Source organism: Streptomyces speibonae (assembly GCF_984686075.1).
This window is the reverse complement of the sequence record NZ_OZ480260.1, coordinates 1,871,471-1,894,350: the sequence shown is the minus strand read 5'-3', so window position 1 is coordinate 1,894,350 and position 22,880 is coordinate 1,871,471. Positions and strand designations below refer to the sequence as shown.

At 72.9% G+C, this 22,880-nt stretch carries 18 protein-coding genes; 7 read left to right on the top strand and 11 right to left on the bottom strand.

The window, feature by feature from the left end; translation table 11 throughout:
* Positions 1–30: 30 nt before the first annotated feature.
* Together AC5L3C_RS08345 and AC5L3C_RS08340 are read right to left on the bottom strand one after the other, a co-directional pair.
* Complete coding sequence (locus tag AC5L3C_RS08345; protein WP_493648092.1) at positions 31–852, bottom strand: PaaX family transcriptional regulator; 822 nt, start codon at positions 850–852, stop codon at positions 31–33.
* 34 nt (positions 853–886) lie between these two features.
* Positions 887–2,497: an AMP-binding protein gene (locus AC5L3C_RS08340; protein ID WP_493648090.1), complete on the bottom strand. Its 1,611-nt coding sequence runs from the start codon at positions 2,495–2,497 to the stop codon at positions 887–889.
* Between the two features lie 115 nt (positions 2,498–2,612).
* Between AC5L3C_RS08340 and AC5L3C_RS08335 the strand changes: the two genes are divergently transcribed.
* The 3 genes from AC5L3C_RS08335 to AC5L3C_RS08325 are packed head-to-tail and all read left to right on the top strand — an operon-like array spanning position 2,613 to position 5,014.
* Complete coding sequence (locus tag AC5L3C_RS08335; protein ID WP_493648088.1) at positions 2,613–3,740, top strand: acyl-CoA dehydrogenase family protein; 1,128 nt, start codon at positions 2,613–2,615, stop codon at positions 3,738–3,740.
* A complete protein-coding gene (locus AC5L3C_RS08330) occupies positions 3,737–4,135 on the top strand; it encodes a RidA family protein (protein WP_493648087.1) in 399 nt (132 codons plus the stop codon). Before AC5L3C_RS08335 ends, AC5L3C_RS08330 begins: the two co-directional genes overlap by 4 nt.
* Before the next feature lie 54 nt (positions 4,136–4,189).
* Complete coding sequence (locus AC5L3C_RS08325; RefSeq protein ID WP_493648085.1) at positions 4,190–5,014, top strand: alpha/beta fold hydrolase; 825 nt, start codon at positions 4,190–4,192, stop codon at positions 5,012–5,014.
* A gap of 73 nt (positions 5,015–5,087) precedes the next feature.
* Here the strand turns inward: AC5L3C_RS08325 and AC5L3C_RS08320 are convergent, their stop codons facing one another.
* A complete protein-coding gene (locus AC5L3C_RS08320; protein WP_493648083.1) occupies positions 5,088–5,282 on the bottom strand; it encodes a DUF5999 family protein in 195 nt (64 codons plus the stop codon).
* Between the two features lie 232 nt (positions 5,283–5,514).
* On the opposite strand from AC5L3C_RS08320, the gene AC5L3C_RS08315 reads away from it, so the two are divergent.
* Entirely contained in the window at positions 5,515–5,955 is a 441-nt protein-coding gene (locus AC5L3C_RS08315) for a DUF6299 family protein (RefSeq protein WP_493648082.1), read from the top strand.
* 108 nt (positions 5,956–6,063) lie between these two features.
* Positions 6,064–6,834 carry a hypothetical protein gene (locus tag AC5L3C_RS08310; protein WP_493648080.1) on the top strand — a complete coding sequence of 257 codons (771 nt, stop codon included), beginning with the start codon at positions 6,064–6,066 and terminating at the stop codon, positions 6,832–6,834.
* A 667-nt stretch (positions 6,835–7,501) separates the two neighbouring features.
* On the opposite strand, the gene AC5L3C_RS08305 is transcribed toward AC5L3C_RS08310, so the two are convergent.
* Positions 7,502–8,560 (bottom strand): PucR family transcriptional regulator, encoded by a 1,059-nt coding sequence (locus tag AC5L3C_RS08305; protein WP_493648078.1) that lies wholly within the window; start codon positions 8,558–8,560, stop codon positions 7,502–7,504.
* A 532-nt stretch (positions 8,561–9,092) separates the two neighbouring features.
* Between AC5L3C_RS08305 and AC5L3C_RS08300 the strand changes: the two genes are divergently transcribed.
* Positions 9,093–11,138 (top strand): SPFH domain-containing protein, encoded by a 2,046-nt coding sequence (locus AC5L3C_RS08300; protein ID WP_493648076.1) that lies wholly within the window; start codon positions 9,093–9,095, stop codon positions 11,136–11,138.
* Between the two features lie 70 nt (positions 11,139–11,208).
* Positions 11,209–16,212, top strand: a complete 5,004-nt coding sequence (locus tag AC5L3C_RS08295; RefSeq protein ID WP_493648074.1) for a DNA repair ATPase — start codon at positions 11,209–11,211, stop codon at positions 16,210–16,212.
* A gap of 13 nt (positions 16,213–16,225) precedes the next feature.
* On the opposite strand, the gene AC5L3C_RS08290 is transcribed toward AC5L3C_RS08295, so the two are convergent.
* From AC5L3C_RS08290 to AC5L3C_RS08260, 7 genes are all read right to left on the bottom strand, one after another.
* On the bottom strand, positions 16,226–16,573 hold the full coding sequence (locus AC5L3C_RS08290; protein WP_493648072.1) for a hypothetical protein: 348 nt from the start codon (positions 16,571–16,573) through the stop codon (positions 16,226–16,228).
* Positions 16,574–16,844: 271 nt separating this feature from the next.
* Positions 16,845–17,894, bottom strand: coding sequence for an ABC transporter substrate-binding protein (locus tag AC5L3C_RS08285; RefSeq protein ID WP_493648070.1), 1,050 nt, complete (start codon positions 17,892–17,894; stop codon positions 16,845–16,847).
* A gap of 122 nt (positions 17,895–18,016) precedes the next feature.
* Positions 18,017–18,862 carry an ABC transporter permease gene (locus tag AC5L3C_RS08280; RefSeq protein WP_493648069.1) on the bottom strand — a complete coding sequence of 282 codons (846 nt, stop codon included), beginning with the start codon at positions 18,860–18,862 and terminating at the stop codon, positions 18,017–18,019.
* Between the two features lie 59 nt (positions 18,863–18,921).
* Positions 18,922–19,695: an ABC transporter permease gene (locus AC5L3C_RS08275; protein ID WP_493648067.1), complete on the bottom strand. Its 774-nt coding sequence runs from the start codon at positions 19,693–19,695 to the stop codon at positions 18,922–18,924.
* On the bottom strand, positions 19,685–20,578 hold the full coding sequence (locus AC5L3C_RS08270) for an ABC transporter ATP-binding protein (RefSeq protein ID WP_493648066.1): 894 nt from the start codon (positions 20,576–20,578) through the stop codon (positions 19,685–19,687). Before AC5L3C_RS08270 ends, AC5L3C_RS08275 begins: the two co-directional genes overlap by 11 nt.
* Before the next feature lie 76 nt (positions 20,579–20,654).
* Positions 20,655–22,172, bottom strand: a complete 1,518-nt coding sequence (locus AC5L3C_RS08265) for an aldehyde dehydrogenase family protein (RefSeq protein ID WP_493648065.1) — start codon at positions 22,170–22,172, stop codon at positions 20,655–20,657.
* On the bottom strand, positions 22,169–22,879 hold the full coding sequence (locus tag AC5L3C_RS08260; protein WP_493648063.1) for a class II aldolase/adducin family protein: 711 nt from the start codon (positions 22,877–22,879) through the stop codon (positions 22,169–22,171). Before AC5L3C_RS08260 ends, AC5L3C_RS08265 begins: the two co-directional genes overlap by 4 nt.
* Position 22,880: the final 1 nt, after the last annotated feature.

The following is a 22,880-nucleotide window of genomic DNA, read 5'->3' as shown; positions in this document are numbered from 1 at the left end:
GACGCATGACACTCGGGCGGGGTGTCCGGGTCAGCGGGACTCCAGGGCCGCGTAGCGGGCGCCCGCGTCGCGGAGTCGCTCGTGCAACGCGTGGAAGACGGCCGCGGAGCGCGTACCGGGCCAGTCCCGGGGGAGCAGGGCGGCGGGCAGGCCCGGGTCGGTGTAGGGCAGGTGGCGCCAGGAGTCCAGGGCGAGCAGGTAGTCGCGGTAGGCCTCCTCGGGCGGGGTGTCGGACCGCTCCTGCCAGGAGCGCAGCACGGGCCCGTGCCGGTCCAGGAACGCCTCGTGCTGCTTGGCGATCCCGGCCAGGTCCCACCAGCGTGCGACCGCGTCCGCGGTGGGCGCGAAGCCGAGGTGCTCACCGCGGAAGAGGTCGACGTACCCGTCGAGCCGCAGCCGCTCCAGCGTGTGCCGGGTCTCCTCGTACAGCCGCGCGGGCGCGATCCACACGCCCGGTGCCGCCGTGCCGAAGCCGAGGCCGGACAGCCGGGAGCGCAGCACATGCCGCTTCTGCCGCTCGGACTCCGGCACGGAGAACACGGCGAGCACCCAGCCCTCGTCCCGGTGGGGGGCGGTGGCGTAGATGCGCCGGTCGCCGTCCTCCAGCAACTGGCGTGCGTCCGGGGACAGTTCGTACCCGGCGGCACCCCGCGCGGTGCGCGCGGGGACGAGCAGCCCGCGCCGTTTGAGCCGGGACACCGAGGAACGCACGGACGGGGCGTCCACGCCGACCGCGGCCAGCAGCCGGATCAGTTCGGCGACGGGCACCGGGCCCGGCGCGAAGCGGCCGTAGGCGCCGTAGAGCGTGACGATGAGAGACCGTGGAGCATGCTGGTCGGACACGTTGATCATCTTAGGTCGTGCCGGCGGGTGCCGTTCCCCCGCATCAGCCCTGGTCATCCCTTGTACCGGCGGAAGTGCGCAGCCGGAAGCGCTGGAGCTTGCCGGTGGCGGTACGCGGCAGCGCGTCCATGAAGACGATCTCGCGGGGGCACTTGTACGGGGCGAGTTCCTCCTTCACGAAGGCGCGCAGGGCCTCCGCGTCGCGCTCGGCGCCCTCCTTGACCACCGTGTACGCCACCACCACCTGGCCGCGTGCCTCGTCGGGCCGCCCCACCACGGCCGCCTCGACGACGTCGGGGTGGCGCAGCAGGGCGTCCTCCACCTCGGGTCCGGCGATGTTGTACCCGGCCGAGATGATCATGTCGTCGGCGCGGGCCACGTACCGGAAGTAGCCGTCGGGGTCGCGGACGTAGGTGTCACCGGTGATGTTCCAGCCGCCGCGTACGTAGTCCCGCTGGCGCGGGTCGGCGAGATAGCGGCAGCCGACCGGGCCGCGCACCGCGAGCAGGCCGGGCTCCCCGTCCGGCACGGGGGCGCCGTCCGCGTCCTGCACGCGCGCCTGCCAGCCGGGCACCGGCACCCCGGTCGCCCCCGGCCTGATGTCCTCGTCGGCGGCCGAGACGAAGATGTGCAGCAGTTCGGTCGCGCCGATGCCGTTGATGATGCGCAGGCCGGTGCGTTCGTACCAGGCGTTCCAGGTGGCGGCCGGCAGGTTCTCGCCCGCCGAGACGCACCGGCGCAGCGAGGACAGGTCGCGGGGGGCCGCCGCGCCGAGCATCGCCCGGTAGGCGGTGGGCGCGGTGAACAGCACCGACACCCGGTGCTCGGCGACCGCCGCAAGCAACTGCTCGGGGTGCGCCTGTTCGAGCAGCAGGGCACTCGCGCCGGCCCGCATCGGGAACACCACGAGTCCGCCCAGGCCGAAGGTGAAGCCGAGCGGGGGGCTGCCGGCGAAGACGTCGTCCGGGACCGGCCTGAGCACGTGCCGGGAGAAGGTGTCCGCGATCGCCAGCACGTCGCGGTGGAAGTGCATGCAGCCCTTGGGCCGTCCGGTGGTGCCGGAGGTGAAGGCGATCAGCGCGACGTCGTCGGCGGCGGTCGGCACCGCCTCGTACGGGGTACCGGGCGCCGGGCGGCGCAGCAGGTCGTCCGGTGTGTCGCCGCCGTACGTGGCGATCCGCAGGCCCGGGACCTCGGCCTTGGCCAGGTCGTCCACGGATCGCACGTCGCACAGCGCGTGGCGCACCTCGGCGATCGAGCAGATGGTGCTCAGCTCGTGCGCGCGCTGCTGGGCCAGCACGGTGACGGCGACCGCGCCCGCCTTCAGCACCGCCAGCCAGCACGCGGCCAGCCACGGCGTGGTGGGCCCGCGCAGCAGCACCCGGTTGCCGGGGACGACCCCGAGGTCGCCGGTGAGCAGGTGCGCGAGCCGGTCCACCCGCGCCCGCAGTTCGCCGTACGTCCAGGACGCGCCGTCGGGGGTGCGGAACACCGGGCGGTCGTCGGGCGGGCCGTGCAGCAGTTCGGCGGCGCAGTTCAGCCGCTCGGGGTAGCGCAGCTCCGGCAGGTCGAAGCGGAGCTCCGGCCACTCGTCGGGTGGCGGGAGATGGTCGCGGGCGAAGGTGTCGACGTGCGCGGTGGCCCGTGGATTCATGGCGGTTCGCCCCCTTGGCGTGGTGGGCTCGCACGGGGAGCGTAGCGTGTTGGTGACGACAGTCAATGGTCCGCGATAACCTCGGAGCGGCCCAGCCGCGAGGGAAGGACCGGCGATGACCGCATTCTCGCTCGAACCGGCACAAGTCGCCTGGTGTGCCGAGCTGCGCGCGCTGGCGGCCCAGCGGCTGCGCCCGCTCGCGGAGAAGAGCGAACCCGGGCGGGTCGACCGCGCCCTGGTCGCCGAACTGGGCTCCCTCGGACTGCTGTCCCGCCTGTTCACCTCGGGCGCGCTCGAGCTGTGCCTGATGCGCGAGTCCCTCGCCCAGGCCTGCACCGAGGCGGAGACCGCGCTCGCCCTCCAGGGCCTGGGCGCCCACCCGGTGCACGCCCACGGCACCCCCGCCCAGCGTGAGCGCTGGCTGCCCGGGGTGAGCGACGGCAGCGTCGTCGCGGCGTTCGCGCTGAGCGAGCCGGGCGCAGGCTCCGACGCGGCGGCCCTGTCGCTCACCGCGCACCCCGACGGGCCCGGCGCCTGGCGGCTCACCGGCGACAAGCGCTGGATCTCCAACGCCCCCGACGCCGACTTCTGCACCGTCTTCGCCCGCACCACCCCCGGTGCCGGCGCCCGCGGCGTGACCGCCTTCCTGGTCCCCGCCGACCGTCCCGGCCTCACCGGCAGCCGCCTCGACATGATCTCCCCGCACCCCATCGGCGCGCTCCGGTTCGACGCCGTACCGGTGACCGCCGACGACGTGCTCGGCGAGCCCGACGGCGGCTTCCGGGTCGCCATGGACACCCTCAACCTGTTCCGGCCCAGCGTCGGCGCCTTCGCGGTCGGCATGGCCCAGGCCGCCCTGGACGCCACCCTGCGCCACACCGCCCGGCGGGACGCCTTCGGCGGCAAGCTGAAGGACCTGCAGTCCGTCGCCCACCAGGTCGCCGAGATGGCCCTGCGCACGGAGGCGGCCCGCCTGATGGTGTACGCGGCGGCCACGGCGTACGACGCGGGCGCCGCCGACGTCCCCCGGCGCTCGGCGATGGCGAAACTGCTCGCCACCGAGACCGCGCAGTACGTCGTCGACCGCGCCGTCCAACTGCACGGCGCGCGGGCCCTGCAACGCGGGCACCTGCTCGAACACCTCTACCGGGAGGTCCGCGCGCCCCGCATCTACGAGGGGGCCAGCGAGGTGCAGCGGGGCATCATCGCCAAGGAGTCGTACAAGAACCTGGAGGTCCGGTGACCGCCGAGCGCGTCAATCCGCCCGAACTCTCCCCGCCGGCCGGCTTCTCGCACGCCGTCGTCGCCACCGGCTCCCGGCTGGTGTTCCTGGCCGGCCAGACCGCGCTCGACCCCGGCGGCAAGGTCGTCGGCGACACCCTGCCCGAACAGTTCAGCCGGGCCCTGACCAACCTGCTCGCCGCCCTGCGTGCCGCCGGCGGCACCCCCGCCGACCTGGCCCGCGTCACCGTGTACGCCACCGACGTCGCCGCGTACCGCACCCACGCCCGGGAGATCGGGACGGCATGGCGGGAACTGGCCGGACGCGACTACCCGGCGATGGCGGTCGTCGAAGTGGTCCGCCTGTGGGACGAGGAGGCCCTGGTGGAACTCGACGGCTTCGCGGTGCTGCCCTGAGCGGGTGACGGCCCGCGCCGCGCCGTGCCGTGCGGACACATCTAGCCTGGCGTCATGCCGGAGATCGCACTGAGCGCGGGCACGATCGAGTACGAGGACACCGGGGGCGAGGGGCCGGTCGTCGTGCTGCTGCACGGACTCCTGCACGACTCCTCCGTCTGGCGGAAGGTCATCGCCGTGCTGCGCCCCGGCCACCGGCTGATCGCGCCCACCCTGCCGTACGGCGCGCACCGCAGGCCGATGTCCCGGCCGCCCACGCCCGACCTGGTCAACGAGCTGATCGTGGAGTTCCTCGACCGGCTCGACCTGCGGGACGTCACCCTGGTCGAGAGCGACTGCGGACGCGCCCAGACGGTCGCGGCCCGGCATCCCGAGCGGCTGGCCCGGCTGGTGCTGATCTCCTGCGAGGCCTTCGACAACTATCCGCCGGGCCTGCCCGGGAAAATGATCACCGCGGCCTGCCGGATCCCCGGCGGCGTCCCGCTCATGGTGCGCGCCCTGGGCCTGAAACCCCTGCGCGGACTGCCGGTCGGCTTCGGCGCGCTCACCCTGCGCCCGGTGCCGGACGAGATCGTCGAGCGGTGGCTGCGGCCGCTGCGCACCGAACCGGCGATCCGGCGGGATTTCCGGCACTACGGCACCCATGTGCGGCGGTCCGAACTGCTCGAGGCCGCTCAGGGGCTGCGGTACTTCGACCGGCCCGCGCTGGTGGTCTGGGCGGCCGAGGACCGGATGATGCCCCGCGAGCACGGCCGCCTGCTGGCCGAACTGCTGCCCCGGGGCAGGCTGGTGGAGCTGAAGAGGACCCGGACGCTGATCGCCGAGGACCGGCCGGAGCGGCTGGCCTCCCTGCTGCGGTGGTTCGTCGCGGAGGGATGAGCGGCGGGCGCCGGGTGGCGGGCGCTGAGCGGCGCGCGCCGGGCGGCGGGCGCGGCCGGTGCCGCGGACGGTGTTAGGCGGCGACCGCGAGGCTCTCGGCGGGGAGCCGGTGCGGGGCGACCACCCGGCCGTCGGGGAGCAGCTCGCCGGTGTCGTCGAAGACGATCACGCCGTCGCACAGCAGGCTCCACCCCTGCTCGGGGTGGGCGGCCACGACGTGCGGGACGCGGGACTCGGTCCGGGGGCAGGAAGGCTGGTGGGCACACATGGCGCACCTCCACATCGGTGACGATCCGAATGGGTCGTACGCACGACCATCCTCCGTCCGCCGACGCACCGGAACGGCCCGTCGTGGAACGTGACAGCTCCAGGACAATCCCGGGACGGTTCCCCGACAGCCGATGCCTTCCGCCGCCGAAGGGGTGACGAGGCGTGGCCGCGCACCCCCTGGCCGGGTAGGGGTGAAACGCCCCCTTCCCCTCACCTGTGGAGGTTTCCCCGTGCCTGTACGTCCCTACCTCGGCGCGGCGGCCGGTGCCGCGCTCCTGCTGCTCGGCACCGCCGCGGCAGCCCCCTCCGCGACCGCGCAGGCCGCGCCCGAGGAGTCCGTGACGGTCGATGCGGAGGGACGGGTCGACTCCTACGGCGTCACCCTCTCCGGCACCTACCGCTGCACCGCCGCCACCGGAGAGGTCTTCGTCGCCTCCTCGATCAGCCAGGCGGCCGAGCCCGGGAAGCGCTACCCGATCGGGGGCACCCGCGCGGTGTGCGACGGCAAGGAGCACCGCTGGGTGAACTCCGGCCATGTGCAGGGCGCGACCCTGAAGGCCGGCTCGGCGCACGTCGAGGCCACGGTCATGGAGCTGCGCCCCGGCGGCATCCTGCTGCTGCCCGTCACCCACGCCGTCGAGCACCGGGACATCACCCTGGTCCAGGACTGACCGGCGCCCTTCCTGCCCACCCGTTGCCGTGGGCCGGAAGGGCGACCGCGCCGTTCCTGCCGTCGCCGGGCATGGACCCGCCCGCGGCCGGTTCGCCAGGCTGGCCCCATGGCCGTTCTCCGTCACACGGTGTCCCTCGCACCCGTCCCGCTTCCCTGGCTCGCCGACGCCCTCGCCGTCCTGCTCGACCTGGCGGAGGGCAGCCGTGCGGAGGCGGGGCGGGTGCTGCTGCCGGACGGGCGGACCGTGCCGGACGTACGGCTCGCCGAGGGGCGCCATCTCCACCCCGGGGCCGTGTACGAGAGCACCGGGGACGCGCGGGAGACGGTGCGGGTCGGGGTGGAGGAGTGGCACCGCCGGCGCGCGCTGCGGCTGGCGCTCGCGGTGTCGGCGCCGGACGCGGAGGTCGAGGGACGGGGTCTGCTGCGCCGGCCGGACCGTCCGCGCCTGGTCGAGATCGACGGGCGGGCGCGGGTGGCGGGCGTGTGGTCCGCCCTGTCCCGGGTGAGCGGTGCGGCGCGGCTGCGCTGCGACGACTGGTGGACGGCGGCGGACTCGGGCCGCCGGGGGCGCACGGCACCGCTGTGGGCGCGCGTGGAGTGCGGCGCGGGGCGGGCGGAACTGCGGGCGGTCCCCGCGCCCGGCGGCCTCGAGGGCCACTGGCGCGTGACGGTCACGGTCCGCATCCGCGGCCGCCGTCTGTACCGCCCGGTGGCGGCCATCGCCCTGACCCTCGTCCGAGGCCGCCCCCAGCGCTCTTTCGCCGCCACCCTGAACGACCTGGCCACGCACTGGAACACGGAGATCCCCCGAGTACTGGCACTGCCCCCCGAGTCCCTGCACCGAGAGCTCCTGCCCACCGACCCCACCCCACCCTGACGCCCCCCACCCGGCGACGCCCCTGTACCCAGGTCCCCCTGACCGCCCCGACCGCACGGCGAACCGCCGGGTTCCCGCATCTGCGGACGACGGCATACGCGTCACTGTCGGGCCCGGCCGGGCAGCCGCGCGCCGACCACCGCCGCCCGTGCCCGGGTCGGCCCCCGGCCGAGCCGACCATACGGCGAACCGCCGAGTTTCCGCGCCTGCCGGCGACGGCACACGCGCCACCGTCCGGCGCGGTCGGGCAGCCGCGCCGCCCGGTGGGGGCGTCGCCCTGTGCCGCGGTCGCCGGGATGAGCTGGTGGCGTGGCGGGACGCCGAGTCCCTCGCCGGCCGGCGAGGCGGGAGCCCCTGGCGGCGGCCCGGCGCGCGGGCCGACGGCTCACGTGTCGCCTCCCGGCAGGTCCGGCGGCCTGATGCCGGTCATCGGTGCCTTGTGTCCGGGCGAGGTTGTTGTGGGCCGGGGCGTTGCGGGAGCTGGCCGCGTGGCGGGGTGTCGAAGTGCCCGTCTGTGCGTTGTCGCCCGGGTGGTCCGGCAGCCGCGTGCCGGTCGTCGGCGTCCGGTGACGGCCTTGCCCGCCTGTCGGCGAGGCTCTACGCGTCGCCGCCCGGGCGGTCCGGCAGGCGCGTGCTGATCATCGGGGTCCTGCCTGCCGGCCAGGCGCTACGCGTCGCTGTTCGGCCAGTCCAGGAGGCGGGCGCCGATCACCGCTGTCTGGAGCATGTAGCGGTGGGCCGGGTCGGCAGGGTTCGCGCCGGTGAGTTTGCTGATGCGTTCCAGGCGGTACGTCAGCGCACGCACGCTCAGGGAGAGGCGCCGGGCCGCCTCCGCGGCCACGCAGCCGGAGTCGAAGTAGGCGGTGAGCGTGTCGATCAGGGGCTGGGCGCCGCCCCGGGCCGTGGACAGCGGGCCCAGGGTGTTGTGCACCAGGTCGGACATGGCCTGGCGGTCGCGGGCGAGCACCGGGTAGACGAGCAGATCGGCGGCGCGCAGCACCGGGTCGTCCAGCCCCAGCCGCTCGGCGATCTCCAGGGAGCTCAGGGCCTCCTCGTACGACTGGACGACCCCGCCCGGCCCGGACTGCGGGCGGCCGATGGCGACCTGGCCGCCGTCGGTGGCGGCGTGCGCCTGCTTGGCGAAGTAGGTCAGCACCTCCTTCTGATGCCCCGGCGCGATGCACAGCAGCCGGCCGTCCTTCGTGGTGAGCAGGATGCTGCGGTCGTTGAAGCGGGCTATCAGCGCCTGCTCCACCTGCCGCGGCACCGGGTCGCCCTCGTCGTAGGCGGCCGGCCCCTGCGCGACGGCGACCGCGTGTTCGTGGGACAGCCGTAGACCGAAGCGCTCGGCGCGTTCGGCGAGCCGGCCCAGGTCGCTGCGGCCGTAGAGCAGGTCGTCGATGAACTCCCGCCGGGCCGCCTCCTCCTGACGCACCGCCAGCCGCTGTGCGCGCTCGTAGCCCTCGGCGAACGCGTCCACGACCTGCTGGACGGCCGCGAGCGCGTCGTCCGCCGAATCCTCGCCGGGCGGCCACGCGCCGCGCGCCGCGGACAGATGCGCGCTGACGAGGGAGCGCAGATTGAAACCCGCCTCCGCGGCCCGTTCCCCCAGGACCCGCCGTGAGGCGATCTCGTCCCGGGTGAGGCGTCGGCCCGTCGCCGCCACCTCGGCGAGAATGCGGGGATAGCCCTCCAGATACTCTTCCGGAATCTGCCGTTCCGTCACCCGGTCCCCCCAACTCTTGACGCATCCCTGATGCGTTCGTGTGCATGCGTCGGCATGCAGACCCTAGTAAAACTTGCCGGAATCCGGCAATGCGCCGGTCCGCCCCGATCGGGCATCATGCTTCCCGGGGAGCACCGCGGAAGGTTCCGGTGCCGGACACCGGCAGGTGTCCGCGCCGGAGCCCGGAGGGGAGCAGTGCTGCCCGAAGTCGTCGAGCGGTGAACGGGAGGGGGCGGAGATGCGCACATGCGACGCGGCCGCGGTCCCGCCCGTCACCCGGTACGGGCGGCCGTCGCACCGGCCCTGCCCCGACGAACCCTGGCCGTCCCGGTCCCCGCGCTCACGCGGTGCGGACCGGGACGGGGCCCGGCGCGCGGAGCGCCGACGAGTGGACGGCCTCAGTCCGCGGGCGTCGCAGAACCACAGCGCCCGCTGAGCCGTCTCCTCCTTCACCGGTCATTCGCCCGTCCCGCCAACGAGGCACCGCCTCACCCGACTTCTGCCACTATTTCAGCCCATAAGGACGTCTCCCATGGATGCCGCCACCGTGGGCCTCGCCGTACTCGCCGGCGTCGCCCTGTTGCTCGTGCTCATCGGTCTGCTGCTGGTCACCAAGCTCTTCCGCAAGGTGGAGCAGGGCAAGGCGCTGATCGTCTCCAAGGTCCGCAAGGTGGACGTGACGTTCACCGGCTCCGTCGTGCTGCCGGTGCTGCACAAGGCCGAGGTGATGGACATCTCGGTGAAGACCATCGAGATCACCCGGGCCGGCAAGGAAGGCCTGATCTGCCGGGACAACATCCGCGCGGACATCCGCATCACGTTCTTCGTCAAGGTCAACAAGACCGTCGACGACGTCATCAAGGTCGCGCAGGCCGTCGGCACCGCCCGGGCCAGCGACCGCAACACCCTCCAGGAACTGTTCCACGCCAAGTTCTCCGAGGCGCTCAAGACCGTCGGCAAGCAGATGGACTTCACCGACCTCTACACCAAGCGCGAGGAGCTGCGGTACCGGATCATCGAGGTCATCGGCGTCGACCTGAACGGCTACCACCTCGAGGACGCCGCGATCGACTTCCTGGAGCAGACCCCGCTGACCCAGCTCGACCCGGGCAACGTGCTCGACGCGCAGGGCATCCGCAAGATCACCGAGCTCACGGCCGTGGAGCACGTCCGCACCAACGAGGCCCAGCGCAACGAGCAGAAGGAGATCACCCGGCAGGACGTCGACGCACGCGAGGCGATCCTGGAACTGGAGCGCCGGCAGGCCGACGCCGAGAGCAAGCAGAAGCGGGAGATCGAGACCGTACGGGCCCGTGAGGAGGCCGAGACCGCGCGGGTGGTGGAGGAGGAGCGGCTGCGCGCGCAGAGCGCCTTCCTGCGCACCGAGGAACAGCTCGGCGTGCAGCGCGAGAACCAGGCACGCGAGGTCGCCGTCGCCGCCAAGAACCGCGAGCGGGTCCTCGCCGTGGAGAGCGAGCGCATCGAGAAGGACCGCCTGCTGGAGGTCATCGCCCGGGACCGGGAGACCGAACTGACCAGGATCTCCGCCGAGAAGGAGGTCGAGGCGGAGAAGCGGGAGATCGCCGAGGTCATCCGCGAGCGGGTGGCGGTGGACCGTACCGTCGCCGAGCAGGAGGAGTCCATCAAGAGGCTGCGGGCCGTGGAGGAGGCCGAGCGGGAGCGCCAGGCCGTCATCATCGCCGCGGAGGCCGAGGCGCAGGAGAAGCTGGTCAAGGACATCAAGGCCGCCGAGGCCGCCGAGCAGGCCGCCACCCACCGCGCCGCCGAGGAACTCACCCTCGCCGAGGCCCGGTTGAAGACCGCCGACCTCGACGCACAGGCCAAGCTGCGGCTGGCCGAGGGGATCCAGGCGGAGTCGGCCGCCGAGGGACTGGCCACCGTCCAGGTCCGCGACAAGGAGGCCGAGGTCATCGAGAAGGCGGGCCGCGCCGAGGCCGAGGCCACCCAGGCCCGGCTGCGCGCTGAGGCCGAGGGCGCACGCGCCAAGGCCCTCGCTGACGCGGAAGCCATCAGCGGCAAGCTCCGCGCCGAGGCGGCCGGCCTCACCGAGAAGGCGGCGGCGATGGCCGCCCTCGACGAGGCGTCGCGCGGCCACGAGGAGTACCGGCTGCGGCTGGAAGCCGAGAAGGACATCCGGCTCGCCGGACTGGACGTGCAGCGGCAGGTCGCCGAGGCACAGGCCACCGTCCTCGCCACCGGCCTGGAGAGCGCCGACATCAACATCGTCGGCGGGGAGTCGGTGTTCTTCGACCGCCTCATGTCCTCCATCGCGCTCGGCAAGGGCGTGGACGGCTTCGTCAAGAACTCCGAGACCGCACAGGCCCTCGCCGGCCCCTGGCTGGACGGCTCGGCCAGCTTCACCGACGACCTGAGCCGGATCCTCGGCTCCGTCTCCACGGGCGACGTGCAGAACCTCACGGTCTCCGCGCTGCTGATGCGGCTCATGCGCCAGGGCGGGGAGCACACCGATCGGTTCCGTGAACTGATCGAGAAAGCGGGCGAGTTGGGTCTGTCCGACACACCGCTGGCCGAGCTGAACGGCCGCGCCAGGACCTGACCGCCATCCGGTCGGGAGCCGCCGCACAGGGGACGGCGGCTCCCGACCGCTCCCATCCCGAGAGGCAGCCATGACCACCGGCACCCACGAGCCCACGAACCCGGCCCCGCGCGCAACGCCGGGCCCGGGCGCACCCGGAACCAGCACGGCTCCCGGCCCGGACGCGCCCCACGAGGCGTCCCGTACACCCGCCCCGGGCGGGGCCGGGCCGGCGGTCGACGGCGGCGCCTACCAGGTACTGCGCGACCGCCTCACCGCGCAGGCCGGCGAACTCGCCCGCCGTGCCGAGGCGCTGAACCACCGCCGCGCCGAGGAGTTCGGCGCCCCCGAACTGCGCCTCACCGGCACCGAGCGGCTGCGCACCGACCGCGCGAGCATCCCGCGCGACATCGTCGCCGTGGGCGACGTGCTCCTCTTCGGCTACGAGGCCCGGCCCCGGCCCGACCGGGACACCGCGGTCGGCGACGTGCTCGCCCCGCACGACCGCGACCTGCGCCGCCTCCCCGAGGACGCGGTGCCCGGACTCCTCGACGACCCCGACTTCGTCCGCGAGTTCGCCGCCCTGCACCGCTACTACCGCCAGGCCCGGCTGCTGCGGCTGCGCCGCGTCGACGGCAAGCTGCTCGCCGTCTTCCAGACCGGCGAGAAGCCCGGCGACATCCGCGTCCTGCGCTGGTCGGTGACCGAGGACGGCCGCACCGCCTTCCTCGACGCGCGCGGCGACCGCGACCACGCGGCCACCCCGCCCGCCGACATCGTCTGGACGCCCGCCACCCGCGAGAACCACGTCCTCGGCCGCCACCCGCACGTCTGCGTCCAGGACGAGATCTACGTCGACACCCTCGGCGGCACCCTCACCGTCAAGACCGAGAACGACACCACCACCCCCGACGGCATCCACGCCGAGCCGGTCGACGAGCCCCTGCAGTCCCTCGCCGACGCCGACATCGCCCACGCCCGCGTCGGCCCGCTGATCCTGCTGCGGGTGCTCCCCTACAAGGAGACCGCGCCCCGCCACCTGGTCTTCAACACCCTCACCCGCACCGTCGTCCGCCTCGACGGCATCGGACAGGGCTGCCGCCGGCTGCCCGAGGACCAGGGCATCGTCTTCCCCGGCGGCTACTGCCTCGCCGCCGGCACCCACAAGACGTACGAACTCGACACGGACGGCATGGAGTTCGAACGCGAGGTGCGCTCGCCCCACGGCGAGGACGTGCTCTACGCGTTCCACGCGCCCGCCCGCGGACGCGCCCTGCTGCTGTCGTACAACCAGATCCGCGAGGCGGTCGCCACCCCCATGGCCGGCCACGGCTGGGCGCTGTTCGACGACGGACAGCTCGTCCTGCTGCGCCCCGAGGGCGACGAGCCCGCCCGCGTCCACCCCGTCCAGCTGTGGGAGTCGCCCTACGTCTCCGACACCCACGCCGCCGCACTGCCCGCCGGCGAGGGCGCACTGGCCCGGGTCGGCAACGCCGACCTCGTCCGCGGCATCTCCGACTGCCTGTCCCTGGCCCGCTCCGCCGCCGAGACCACCCCGACGGCCGAGATCTACACCACCCTCGCGGCCGCCTGCGTCCGCGCCCTGGACACCCACCACTGGCTGGGCGAGCCGGAACTCGGCGACCTGCGCACCCCGCTGGAGCAGGTGCGTACCACCGCCGAGCAGGTGCTGGCCGAGTTCGAGACCGTACGCGACCTCACCCGCCGGGCCGCCGAGGCGCTCGACGAGGCCGCGGACCGCATCGCCTCGGTGGTGCGCCGGCTGCGCGGCGAGCAGCCCCGGGAGGCCACCGCCTGGGTCACCGGCCTCACCGAACTCCGCCACGCCCAGGGCCATCTGCTGACCCTGAAGGACATGCGGTACGCGGACCACGACCGCATCGACGAGCTGGCCGGGACGGCCGAGACGGACCTCGCCTCCTTCGGGCAGCGCGCGATCGCCTTCCTGGCCCGCGAGGACGCCTTCGCCGCCCACCACACCGACCTCGAACGGCTGCACGCCGACATCGAGTCGCTCACCACCACCGCCGAGGCCGCCCCCGTCGCCGCCCGCCTCGACGAACTCGCCGACGGACTGCGCACGGTGACCGAGGTGGTCGCCGGACTCGACATCACCGACGCCACCGTCCGCACCACCGTCCTGGAACGCGTCGCCGACGCCATGGGCGGCGTCAACCGCGCCCGCGCCACCCTCGACACCCACCGCCGGGGCCTCCTCGACCAGGAGGCACGCGCCGGGTTCGCCGCCGAACTCGCCCTGCTCGGCCAGACCGTCACCGGCGCCCTCGCGGCGGCCGACGACCCCGAGCACTGCGACGACCAGCTCACCCGGGTGCTGACCCAGCTGGAGTCGCTGGAGTCCCGCTTCGCCGAGTTCGACGACGTCCTCGGCGAACTCGCCGCCAAGCGCACCGAGATCTACGAGGCGTTCGCCGCGCGCAAGCAGAGCCTCACCGACGCCCGCGCCCGCCGCGCCGAACAGCTCGCCTCCGCCGCCGACCGCGTCCTGGAGACGATCGCCCGCCGCTCCGCCTCCCTCACCGACACCGACGCGGTCAGCACCTACTTCGCCTCCGACCCGCTCGTCGCCAAGGTCCGCCGCACCGCCGGCGAACTGCGCGAACTCGGCGACCGGGTACGGGCAGAGGAACTCGAGGGCCGACTGCGCTCCGCCCACGAGGAGGCCGCCCGCGCCCTGCGCGACCGCACCGACCTCTACGCGGACGGCGGCCGCGTCATCCGCCTCGGCGGCCACCGCTTCGCCGTCTCCACCCAGCCCTTCGACCTCACCGTCGTCCCGCACGGCGACGGCCTCGCCGTCGCCCTCACCGGCACCGACTACCGCGCCCCCGTCACCGACCCGGCCCTGCTCGCCGACCGGCCCCTGTGGCAGCGGCACCTGCCCTCCGAGTCACCGGAGGTGTACCGCGCCGAACACCTCGCCGCCCGCCTGCTGCACGAGCACGGCCCCGACGCCCTGGCCGGCGCCGACGACCTGGCCGCCCTGGTCCGCAAGGCCGCCGAGGAGGCGTACGACGAGGGCTACGAGCGGGGCGTCCACGACCACGACGCCACCGCGATCCTCACCGCCCTGCTGCCCCTGTACGACGGCGCCGGAACCCTGCGCCACGCCTCCGCCGCCCGTGCCCACGCCCTGCTCTACTGGGCCCACGGCACCACGGACCGGGAGCGCGAGGACCTCACCCGCCGCGCCCGCTCCCTCGCCCGGGTCCGTGACGCCTTCGGCCCGCCGCCCGCGCTGGACGCGCTGCGCGCCGAACTGGCCCGCGCGGTGGGGGAGTGGGACGCGGGCGCCGCCGTCCGCCCCGAGGCCTGCGCCGCGTACCTCTTCGACGAACTGACCACCGGCCCCGACGGCTTCGTGATCAGCTCCCGGGCCCGCACCCTGCTCGACAAGTTCCGCCGCACGGTCGCCACGGACGCCTACGACGAGGACCTTCCCGCCCTCGCCGATCTCACCGCCCGCCGGCAACTGGTCGAGGCCTGGCTGACCGCGTACACCACCGCCGCCGGCGACCCGGTGACGCCCGGCGACCTCGCGGAGGCCGTCGCCGCCGAACTCTGCCCGGACGTGCCCCGCCACGAATCGGACGCCCCGCTGACCGTCACGGTGGACGGGCTGATCGCCACCCACCCCCGGATCACCGACCGCCGCCTCACCCTCCGCCTCGACGAATTCCTCTACCGCACCGAGGAGTTCAGGGACCACGACGGCCCCGCCTTCCGCGCCTTCCAGCGCCGCCGCACCGCCCTCGTGGTCGCCGAACGCACCCGGCTGCGTCTGGACGACCACCGGCCGCGCGTGATGTCCTCGTTCGTCCGCAACCGGCTGGTCGACGAGGTCTATCTGCCGCTGATCGGCGACAGCCTCGCCAAACAGCTCGGCACCACGGGCGAGTCCGCCCGTACCGGCACCGGCGGACTGCTGCTGCTCGTCTCCCCGCCCGGCTACGGCAAGACCACCCTCGTGGAGTACGTGGCGCACCGGCTCGGTCTGGTCCTGGTCCGCATCAGCGGCCCGGCACTCGGCCACGCGGTCACCTCACTCGACCCGGCCGAGGCGCCCAACGCCACCGCCCGCCAGGAGGTCGAGAAGATCAACTTCGCGCTGGCCGCCGGCAACAACACCCTGCTCTACCTCGACGACATCCAGCACACCTCGCCCGAGCTGCTGCAGAAGTTCATCCCGCTGTGCGACGCCACCCGCCGGATGGAAGGCGTGTGGGAGGGCGAACCGCGCACCTACGACCTGCGCGGCAAGCGGTTCGCCGTCTGCATGTCCGGCAACCCCTACACCGAGTCCGGCGAGGCCTTCCGGGTCCCCGACATGCTGGCCAACCGCGCCGACGTGTGGAACCTCGGCGACGTCCTCGCCGGCAAGGAGGACGTCTTCGCGCTCAGCTTCGTCGAGAACGCCCTCACCGCCAACCCGGTGCTCGCCCCGCTCGCCTCCCGCGACCGCGCCGACCTGGACCTGCTGATCCGCCTCGCCGCCGGCGACCCCACGGCCCGCCCCGACCGGCTCGTCCACCCCTACCCGCCCACCGAACTGGACCGGATCCTGGCCGTGCTGCGCCATCTGCTCACCGCCCGCCGGACGGTGCTCGCGGTCAACGAGGCCTACATCGCCTCAGCCGCCCAGTCCGACGAGGCCCGTACCGAGCCGCCGTTTCGCCTCCAGGGCTCCTACCGCAACATGAACCGGATCGCCCAGCGGATCCAGCCCGTCATGAACGACGCCGAGCTGACCGCCGTCATCGACGACCACTACGCGGCCGAGGCGCAGACGCTCACCAGCGGCGCCGAGGCGAGCCTGCTCAAGCTGGCCGAACTGCGCGGCACGCTCACCCCCGACGGGGCGGCCCGCTGGGCCGAGCTCAAGGCCGCCCACGTGCGCACCCGGAGCGCGGCCGGTCACGGCGAGGATCCCGCGGCCCGCGCGGTGGACGCCCTGACCCTGCTCGGCGAGCGCATCGCCGCCGTCGAGTCGGCCATCACCCGGGCGTCCGACCCCCGCCGGCTGCTGGCCCATCCGCGCCCCGGGACCGACTGAGACCGTGCGCCGCCTACCGGCTCCGCGTCGACACGAGCGGTGCCGGAGCGCGGCGCACGGCCGCCGCCACCCCGATCGCCGTCAGCACGAGCATGAACAGACCGCCCAGGGCCGCGGTGACGACGAACGTGCCCAGGACGGCGTGCGGGCCGAAGCCCGCGGCCAGGATCCAGCCGCCGAGCTGCGGCGCCAGAATGGCCCCGCCCCGGCCGACGCCGTGGGTCCAGCCGATGGCGGTGGCGCGCAGCGTCACCGGGTAGGTGTCGGCGACCGAGGCGGTGATGAGGTTGAGCGCGCTCTGCGCACCGGCGCCGATCAGGGCGATCAGGGCGAGGAAGAGCGGGGTGCTGCCCGGGTTCATGACACAGCCGAGGATGCCGGCGGCCGTCCACAGGGAAGTGGCTCGTCGTCCGGAATTCTTCGGGTGAACGGATGACAATGCGGGCTCCTCATCGATGAGTTTTTCCTTTGTGGTGTGTCGGGTGCACCTCAGAATGCACCGTGCATTGTCATGAGTGAAATGTAAGTTCGGAACGGCGGGGATGCGCCGGACGTATGCGGAAGACCGTCGCCCGCCATGCGTCATGGCGGGCGACGGTGCTGCGGTGCGGTGGGCGCGGAGGCCTACGGGATCAGGATCCGCAGCCCATTTCCGCGGCCTCTTCCAGGTAGCTGCTGTCGACGATCTGCTTCGGGTCGAGGTCGTCCTTCACGATGTCGTGGTCGGCGAGGATGCCGACCAGGTTGTCGATGCGGTCCGTCTTGAGCAGTTCCTCGGGCGTGGTCGGGAACATGTTCAGCCGCTGTGCCTCGTCGTAGGCCGCGGCCACGTCGGGTTCGAGGGCGCCCTTGACGTGGTCGAGGGTGTACGAGACGAAGGCGTCCTTGTCCTTGGCCCAGGCGTTGGCCTCGAGGTTGGCGCACGCGATGGCGAGCGGAACGTCACCGGAACTCTTCAGGAATTCCGTGTCGCCGTACCAGAATCCGTTGTCGATTCCGGGGTCGGGAAGGGTGTCGTTGAGATATCCGAGATTCTTGAGATCGTCGGCCTGTTCCTCGATGGAGATCCATCCGTCGACGAAGAGGAGGGCCGCGTCGACGCGTCCGGAGAGCATCGCGGAGGTACGGTCGGGCGGGGCACCGAGCGCCGTGAACGTGACGTCGGATTCGGGGTCGAGACCCTCGTTCTCGAGGATGTAGCGGAACATCAGGTTGTCGAAGCTCGCCGGGCCGGCGACGGCGAGGTTGCGGCCCTTGAGATCGGCTACGTCGCTGACTTCCTTCTTGGTGATGAGCACGTAGGGGATGGAGCTGAGCCAGGAGCCGATGGCGGTGAGATCCGCCCCGGAGTCCGAGCCGCGCAGGGCCTCCTCCTGGCTCCGGGCCGCGACGTCGAGCTGGCCGGCGACGATGGCCTCGACTCCGGTGGTCTTGCCGAGGACCTGGGTCTCGACGTTCGCGCCCCACTGCTCGAGCAGGTCGCGGGAGTAGTAGGAGCCCATCTGGTAGGCGCTGGGCTGGGTGAGCCCCAGCCGGATGGTCTGGCCCTCCAGGTCGAAGTCGAACTCGCTGCTCGGTGCCGTCTGCGGTCCGGAGTCCTGGTCCGATGCGCTGCTGCAGCCTGCCGCGAGGGCGATGGCGGCGAAGGCCGCGGTGAGGCGGAGTGCGGTGCGGTGTTGCATGGGAGTTCCTGTTCTTCGGGGACGTGCCGGCGGGGGGGCTTCCGGCGGTGGGTGGGAAGAGGCGGGGGGCGGCGGCTGGGGGGTCGGGTGCGCGGTGCGGTGGGGACGGGCGGTGCCGCGGGCTACTCGGCCCGGCCCGCCGTCTTCCAGTCGGCGACGCGCTTCTCCAGGACGTTGACCGAGCTGATGAACAGCGTGCCGATCAGGCCGACGAGCATCACCGCGGCGAGCATCGGGGCGGTGCGGAAGAAGGCGGCGTTGGTCTGGATGACACCGCCCAGTCCCGTGTTCTGGAGGAAGATCTCGGCGACGAGGACGCCGATGACGGCGCGGCCCGCGGCGATGCGCAGTCCCGCGGCGATGTAGGGCAGTGCGCCGGGGAGCAGGACGTGGCGGATGAGCTGGTGGCGGGGGGTCTGGAAGGACCGGGCGACCTCGATGAGGTCGGGCCGGGCGTTGCGGACCCCGTACGCGGTGTTGATGATCACCGGGATCACGGAGCCGAGCCAGACCAGGAAGACCCGGCCGGAGTAGTCCACCCCGAACCAGATGATGACCAGGGGGACGATGACCACGCGCGGGGTGGCGTAGACGGCGTTGATGTAGGGCTCCAGAACGCGGCCGAAGACGCTGCCCTGGCCGAGGAGGACGCCGAAGGGCAGGCCGATCAGGACGGCCAGTCCGAAGCCGGCGAGAAGGGCGTTGAGGGTGGTGAGGGTCGCGGTGACCAGCTCACCGGATGCCGCCAGGTCGACGAAGGCCTCTGCCACCCGGGACGGCGGGGCGAAGAGGAGGGGGTCGATCCGGCGGCCCGCGATCTCCCACGCGATGAAGAAGACGAGGAGGAAGCAGGCGGGCGAGTAGAACTCCGGGGTGCACATCCGGGCCCACAGGCGTCGGACGCGGCCGGGTGGCTTGCGGGGTGGGGGCCTGTCGGCTTTCTGGTCGGTGAGGGCAATCGTCTGCATGGCACAGTCCAGGGGTTGCGGTTCGCGGTGTCGTGTCGCCGGCCGAAGGACGCGACGGCTCAGCCGGCTCGCCATGCGTCGGCACGGCGCTCGATGAGGGTGAAGAGCTTGGTGAGGAGGAGCCCGAGCAGGGGCAGCGGGATGATCGCGGCGAACAGGTAGTCGAGCCGGAACGTGGCGCCGTAGGCGGCGATGAGTGCTCCGATCCCGCCGAGGCGCAGATAGACCTCGGCGACGGCCATACCGACCACTCCCAGGCCGATGCCCAGGCGCAGTCCGGACATGATGAACGGGACGGCCGCGGGGATGACGACGGTGCGCAGCAGGCCGAACTCGGACTTGACGAGGAAGGAGCGGGAGACCTCGATGAGTTCGGGCGGGGTGTCCCGGACGCCGGCGTAGACGTTCATCATGATCGGGAAGTAGCAGGAGAGGAACACGACGGTCACCCGGCCGCTCAGCCCGAATCCGAGCCACACCAGTACCAGGGGAACCAGCGCGACGGTGGGGACGGCGTACAGCGCGCTCAGGAAGGGCATGAGCGTGCGGTCGAGCGGCCGGTAGCGGCCCAGCAGGACGCCTCCCACGAACCCGGCGACCGCCGCGCTGAGGAAGCCGATGACCAGCAGCTGCATGCTGGAGCCCAGGGCGCTGGGCAGGGAGCCGTCGGCAGTGATGTCGGCCATGGCGGTGGCGACGGCGGAGACCGCGGGGAGCTGCGCGTCGTCGGACCGGCCGTAGAGCTCCCAGGCGCCGAAGAAGACGACGGCGAACGCGAGGTGAGGCGCGGCCCGGCCGAGCGCGGCGCGAGGGGAGAAGCGTTCAGACCGCATGGATGCCCGCCCCTTCCTCTTCCTCCACGAGGTCGCTGCGGAGCATCTCCCAGATGGTGCGCCGGGCCTCCGCGAACGCGGGCTCGCTGCGTACGTCGTAGTCCCAGCGGGGCCGGGGGAGGTCGACGTCGACGACGGCGCGGACCCGGCTCGGCCGGCGGGAGAGCACGAGGATGCGGTCGGCGAGGCTGACGGCCTCGTCGAGGTCGTGGGTGACGAAGACGACCGTCTTCTTGTTCTCGTCCCAGAGCTTCATCAGCTGTTCCTGCATGAACTCCCGGGTCTGGGCGTCGATCGCGCCGAACGGCTCGTCCATGAGCAGGATCCGCGCGTCGGTCGCGAGCGCCCGGGCCAGGCCCACCCGCTGCTGCATGCCGCCGGACAGCTGGTGCGGGTAGCTGCGCTCGAAGCCCTCCAGACCGACCTTCTTGAGGTTCGCGCGGGCGGTGGCCGCCGCCTCCTTGTCGGGCACGCCCCGCATGCGCAGCGGGAACTTGACGTTGTCCACGACGGTCTTCCAGGGGAAGAGGCCGAAGTGCTGGAACACCACCGCCCGGTCCTCGCCGGGTCCGGTGACCGGCCGTCCGCCGACGCGGATCTCGCCCCGGTCGGGCTTGATCAGCCCGGCCACGGTCCGCAGCAGGGTGGTCTTTCCGCAGCCGCTGGGGCCGATCACCGCGAGGAACTCGTTGGACCGGACGGTGAAGTCCACCTTGCCCAGGGCCACGACCTCCTCCGCGACGCCCTTGTTCCGCCACCGAAACGTTTTGCCGACGCCGTCGATCTCTATCCCGGCGTCGTCGAGGGGGCCGGCGGACTTGCTCATGGGTGTGCTGCCTTCCTGCTGTTGGTGCCGCCGGAAGACGGCAGAACTCTTTGCCACGGTCCTCACGTTCCTTTCTGGCCCTCCCCGCGGGCGGTGCCACGCGCCGCCCGCGGGGCGGGGAGTCTTCCGGTGGCTAGGCGTAGTTGACGTGGACGGCCTTGGGCTGGGTGAAGCTGACGAGCTCCTCGACGCACTCCTCCTGGCCGAGCCCGGAGGCCTTCCAGCCGCCGAAGGGGGTGCCGGCGAAGTGCCGTGCGGAGTCGTTGATCCAGACGTAGCCGGTGTCGAGGGCGTCCGCGACGCGGTGCGCCCTGCGCAGGTCGTCGGTCCACACGGAGCCGGTCAGCCCGTACTCCACGGAGTTGGCGATCTCGACGGCTTCGGACTCGGTGGTGAAGCTCAGGACGGACAGGATCGGGCCGAAGACCTCCTCCTGCGCGATGCGCATGTCCGGGGTGACGCCGGTGAACACGGTCGGCTCCACGATCAGCGCGTGGGGCCGCGCCGCCGGCTGGTTGGGGGCGCCGCCCACGGCGCACGTCGCTCCTTCCCCGGTGGCGATGGACAGGTAGCTGTTGACCTTCGCGAACTGCTCGGGCGAGACCAGGCAGCCGACGTCGGCCTGCTCGTCGAAGGGGTCGCCGATGCGCATGTCCCGGATGAGACGGACGACTTCGGCGACCGTCTCCTCGCGGATGTCCTCGTGGACCACGAGCCTGCTCGTCGAACCGCAGGACTGTCCGGCCCAGGTGAAGTTCATGCCGCGGACCACCGACGCGGCGACGGCCTTCGGATCGGCGTCGGGGAAGGCGATCAGGGCGTTCTTGCCGCCCAGTTCGAGGGTGACGTGCTTGACGGTGGTCTCGGCCGCCGCGCGCTGGACGCGCAGTCCCGTCTGCGGGCTGCCGATGAAGGCGATCCGCCGGATGTCGGGGTGCTCGACCAGGGCCTGACCCGTCTCGGGGCCCTGGCCGGTGATGATCGACAGCACGCCCTTCGGCAGCAGGTCCGCCACGATCTCGCCCAGCCGCAGGGCCGACAGCGGAGTCTGGTGCGGAGGCTTGAGCAGCACGCAGTTGCCCGCGACCAGCGGCGCCGCGATCTTGGCGGTGGCGAACATGATCGGGTGGTTGTAGGGGATGATGCGGGCCACCAGGCCGACCGGCTCCTGGGTGGTGTAGTGCAGGGCGGACGGAGAGATCGGCACCGTTTCGCCCTTGAGGGCCACCGCGCAGTCGGCGAAGTAGTCGAGGGCGTCGGCGCCGGCGTAGGCGTCCGCGGTGGACAGCCGGATGATGTTGCCGCCGTCCAGGGTGTCCAGCGCGCCGAACTCGGGCGCGTGCTCCCGTACCCGGCGGGCGATCTCGCGGACCACCCGGGCGCGCTCGGTGATCGGCGTCGCCGCCCACTCCTTGAAGGCGGCGCGCGCCGCCACGACGGCCGTCTCGACGTCCTCGGCGGTCGCGTCCGGCACCTGTGCGACCGTCTTCCCGGTGACGGGGGAGACGTCCTCGTAGCTCGCCCCGGATCCGGCCGGCACAAGCTCTCCCGCGATGAGCATGGACCACGTGCGGTTGCGGGTGGCCTCGCTCAACGCGTCCACGTCGACGGGGCGGGAAGCGCCCGCGGGCAGTGTCGGCTCGGCTGTCATGGCATCTCCTTGGGGTACGCGAGTTCTGCTTGCCGGACGAGGTACTCCCAGCCGGCCTGGATCTGGCTGTCCGGCCAGCACTCCTCGCGCTTGGCCAGGACCTCGTGGTGGTTGGAGTAGAGGGTCGGGCCGCCCGCGGACGCCGCCAGCAGCTGCATCCGGCACGCGCGTTCCAGCAGGACGGCGTGCATCACCGCGTGCGCGGTGTCGGTTCCGACGGCGACCATTCCGTGGGTGGGCATCAGGCAGGCGGGCGCGCCGCCCAGGGTGTCGGCGAGTGCCGTGCCGAGCCCGGTGGTCTTGACCAGGCCCCCGGTCACGGTGAAGCGGGGGATCTGCGGGTCGGTGAACAGCACTCCGTCGCGGTCGACCGGCAGCAGGGACACGCCCAGGGAGGCGAACGCGATCACCGGGGTGGCATGGGTGTGCACCACACAGGTGACCTCCGGCCTGGCCCGCATGATCTCGGTGTGGATGGGCCACTCGAGATGGCGCTTGCCGGTGCCGCTGAGCACCTCGCCGTCCATGGAGACCAGGACGATCTGCTCGGTGCCGACCTCCTCGAAGCCCCAGCCGGCGCTCTTCATCCAGATCCCGCGCCCGTGCGGATCACGCAGGGACACATGTCCCCACACCATGTCGGACTGGCCGACCACGGCGAGTGCGCGATGCGCCCGCACCACTTCTTCCGCCTCGGTGTACTGCACT

What these genes read in the sequence shown, in the direction of transcription:
- AC5L3C_RS08345 (WP_493648092.1), bottom strand. Translation starts at nt 852, where the DNA reads ATGATCAACGTGTCCGACCAGCATGCTCCACGGTCTCTCATCGTCACG.
- AC5L3C_RS08340 (WP_493648090.1), bottom strand. Translation starts at nt 2,497, where the DNA reads ATGAATCCACGGGCCACCGCGCACGTCGACACCTTCGCCCGCGACCAT.
- AC5L3C_RS08335 (WP_493648088.1), top strand. Translation starts at nt 2,613, where the DNA reads ATGACCGCATTCTCGCTCGAACCGGCACAAGTCGCCTGGTGTGCCGAG.
- AC5L3C_RS08325 (WP_493648085.1), top strand. Translation starts at nt 4,190, where the DNA reads ATGCCGGAGATCGCACTGAGCGCGGGCACGATCGAGTACGAGGACACC.
- AC5L3C_RS08320 (WP_493648083.1), bottom strand. Translation starts at nt 5,282, where the DNA reads ATGTGTGCCCACCAGCCTTCCTGCCCCCGGACCGAGTCCCGCGTCCCG.
- AC5L3C_RS08310 (WP_493648080.1), top strand. Translation starts at nt 6,064, where the DNA reads ATGGCCGTTCTCCGTCACACGGTGTCCCTCGCACCCGTCCCGCTTCCC.
- AC5L3C_RS08300 (WP_493648076.1), top strand. Translation starts at nt 9,093, where the DNA reads ATGGATGCCGCCACCGTGGGCCTCGCCGTACTCGCCGGCGTCGCCCTG.
- AC5L3C_RS08295 (WP_493648074.1), top strand. Translation starts at nt 11,209, where the DNA reads ATGACCACCGGCACCCACGAGCCCACGAACCCGGCCCCGCGCGCAACG.
- AC5L3C_RS08290 (WP_493648072.1), bottom strand. Translation starts at nt 16,573, where the DNA reads ATGAACCCGGGCAGCACCCCGCTCTTCCTCGCCCTGATCGCCCTGATC.
- AC5L3C_RS08285 (WP_493648070.1), bottom strand. Translation starts at nt 17,894, where the DNA reads ATGCAACACCGCACCGCACTCCGCCTCACCGCGGCCTTCGCCGCCATC.
- AC5L3C_RS08280 (WP_493648069.1), bottom strand. Translation starts at nt 18,862, where the DNA reads ATGCAGACGATTGCCCTCACCGACCAGAAAGCCGACAGGCCCCCACCC.
- AC5L3C_RS08275 (WP_493648067.1), bottom strand. Translation starts at nt 19,695, where the DNA reads ATGCGGTCTGAACGCTTCTCCCCTCGCGCCGCGCTCGGCCGGGCCGCG.
- AC5L3C_RS08265 (WP_493648065.1), bottom strand. Translation starts at nt 22,172, where the DNA reads ATGACAGCCGAGCCGACACTGCCCGCGGGCGCTTCCCGCCCCGTCGAC.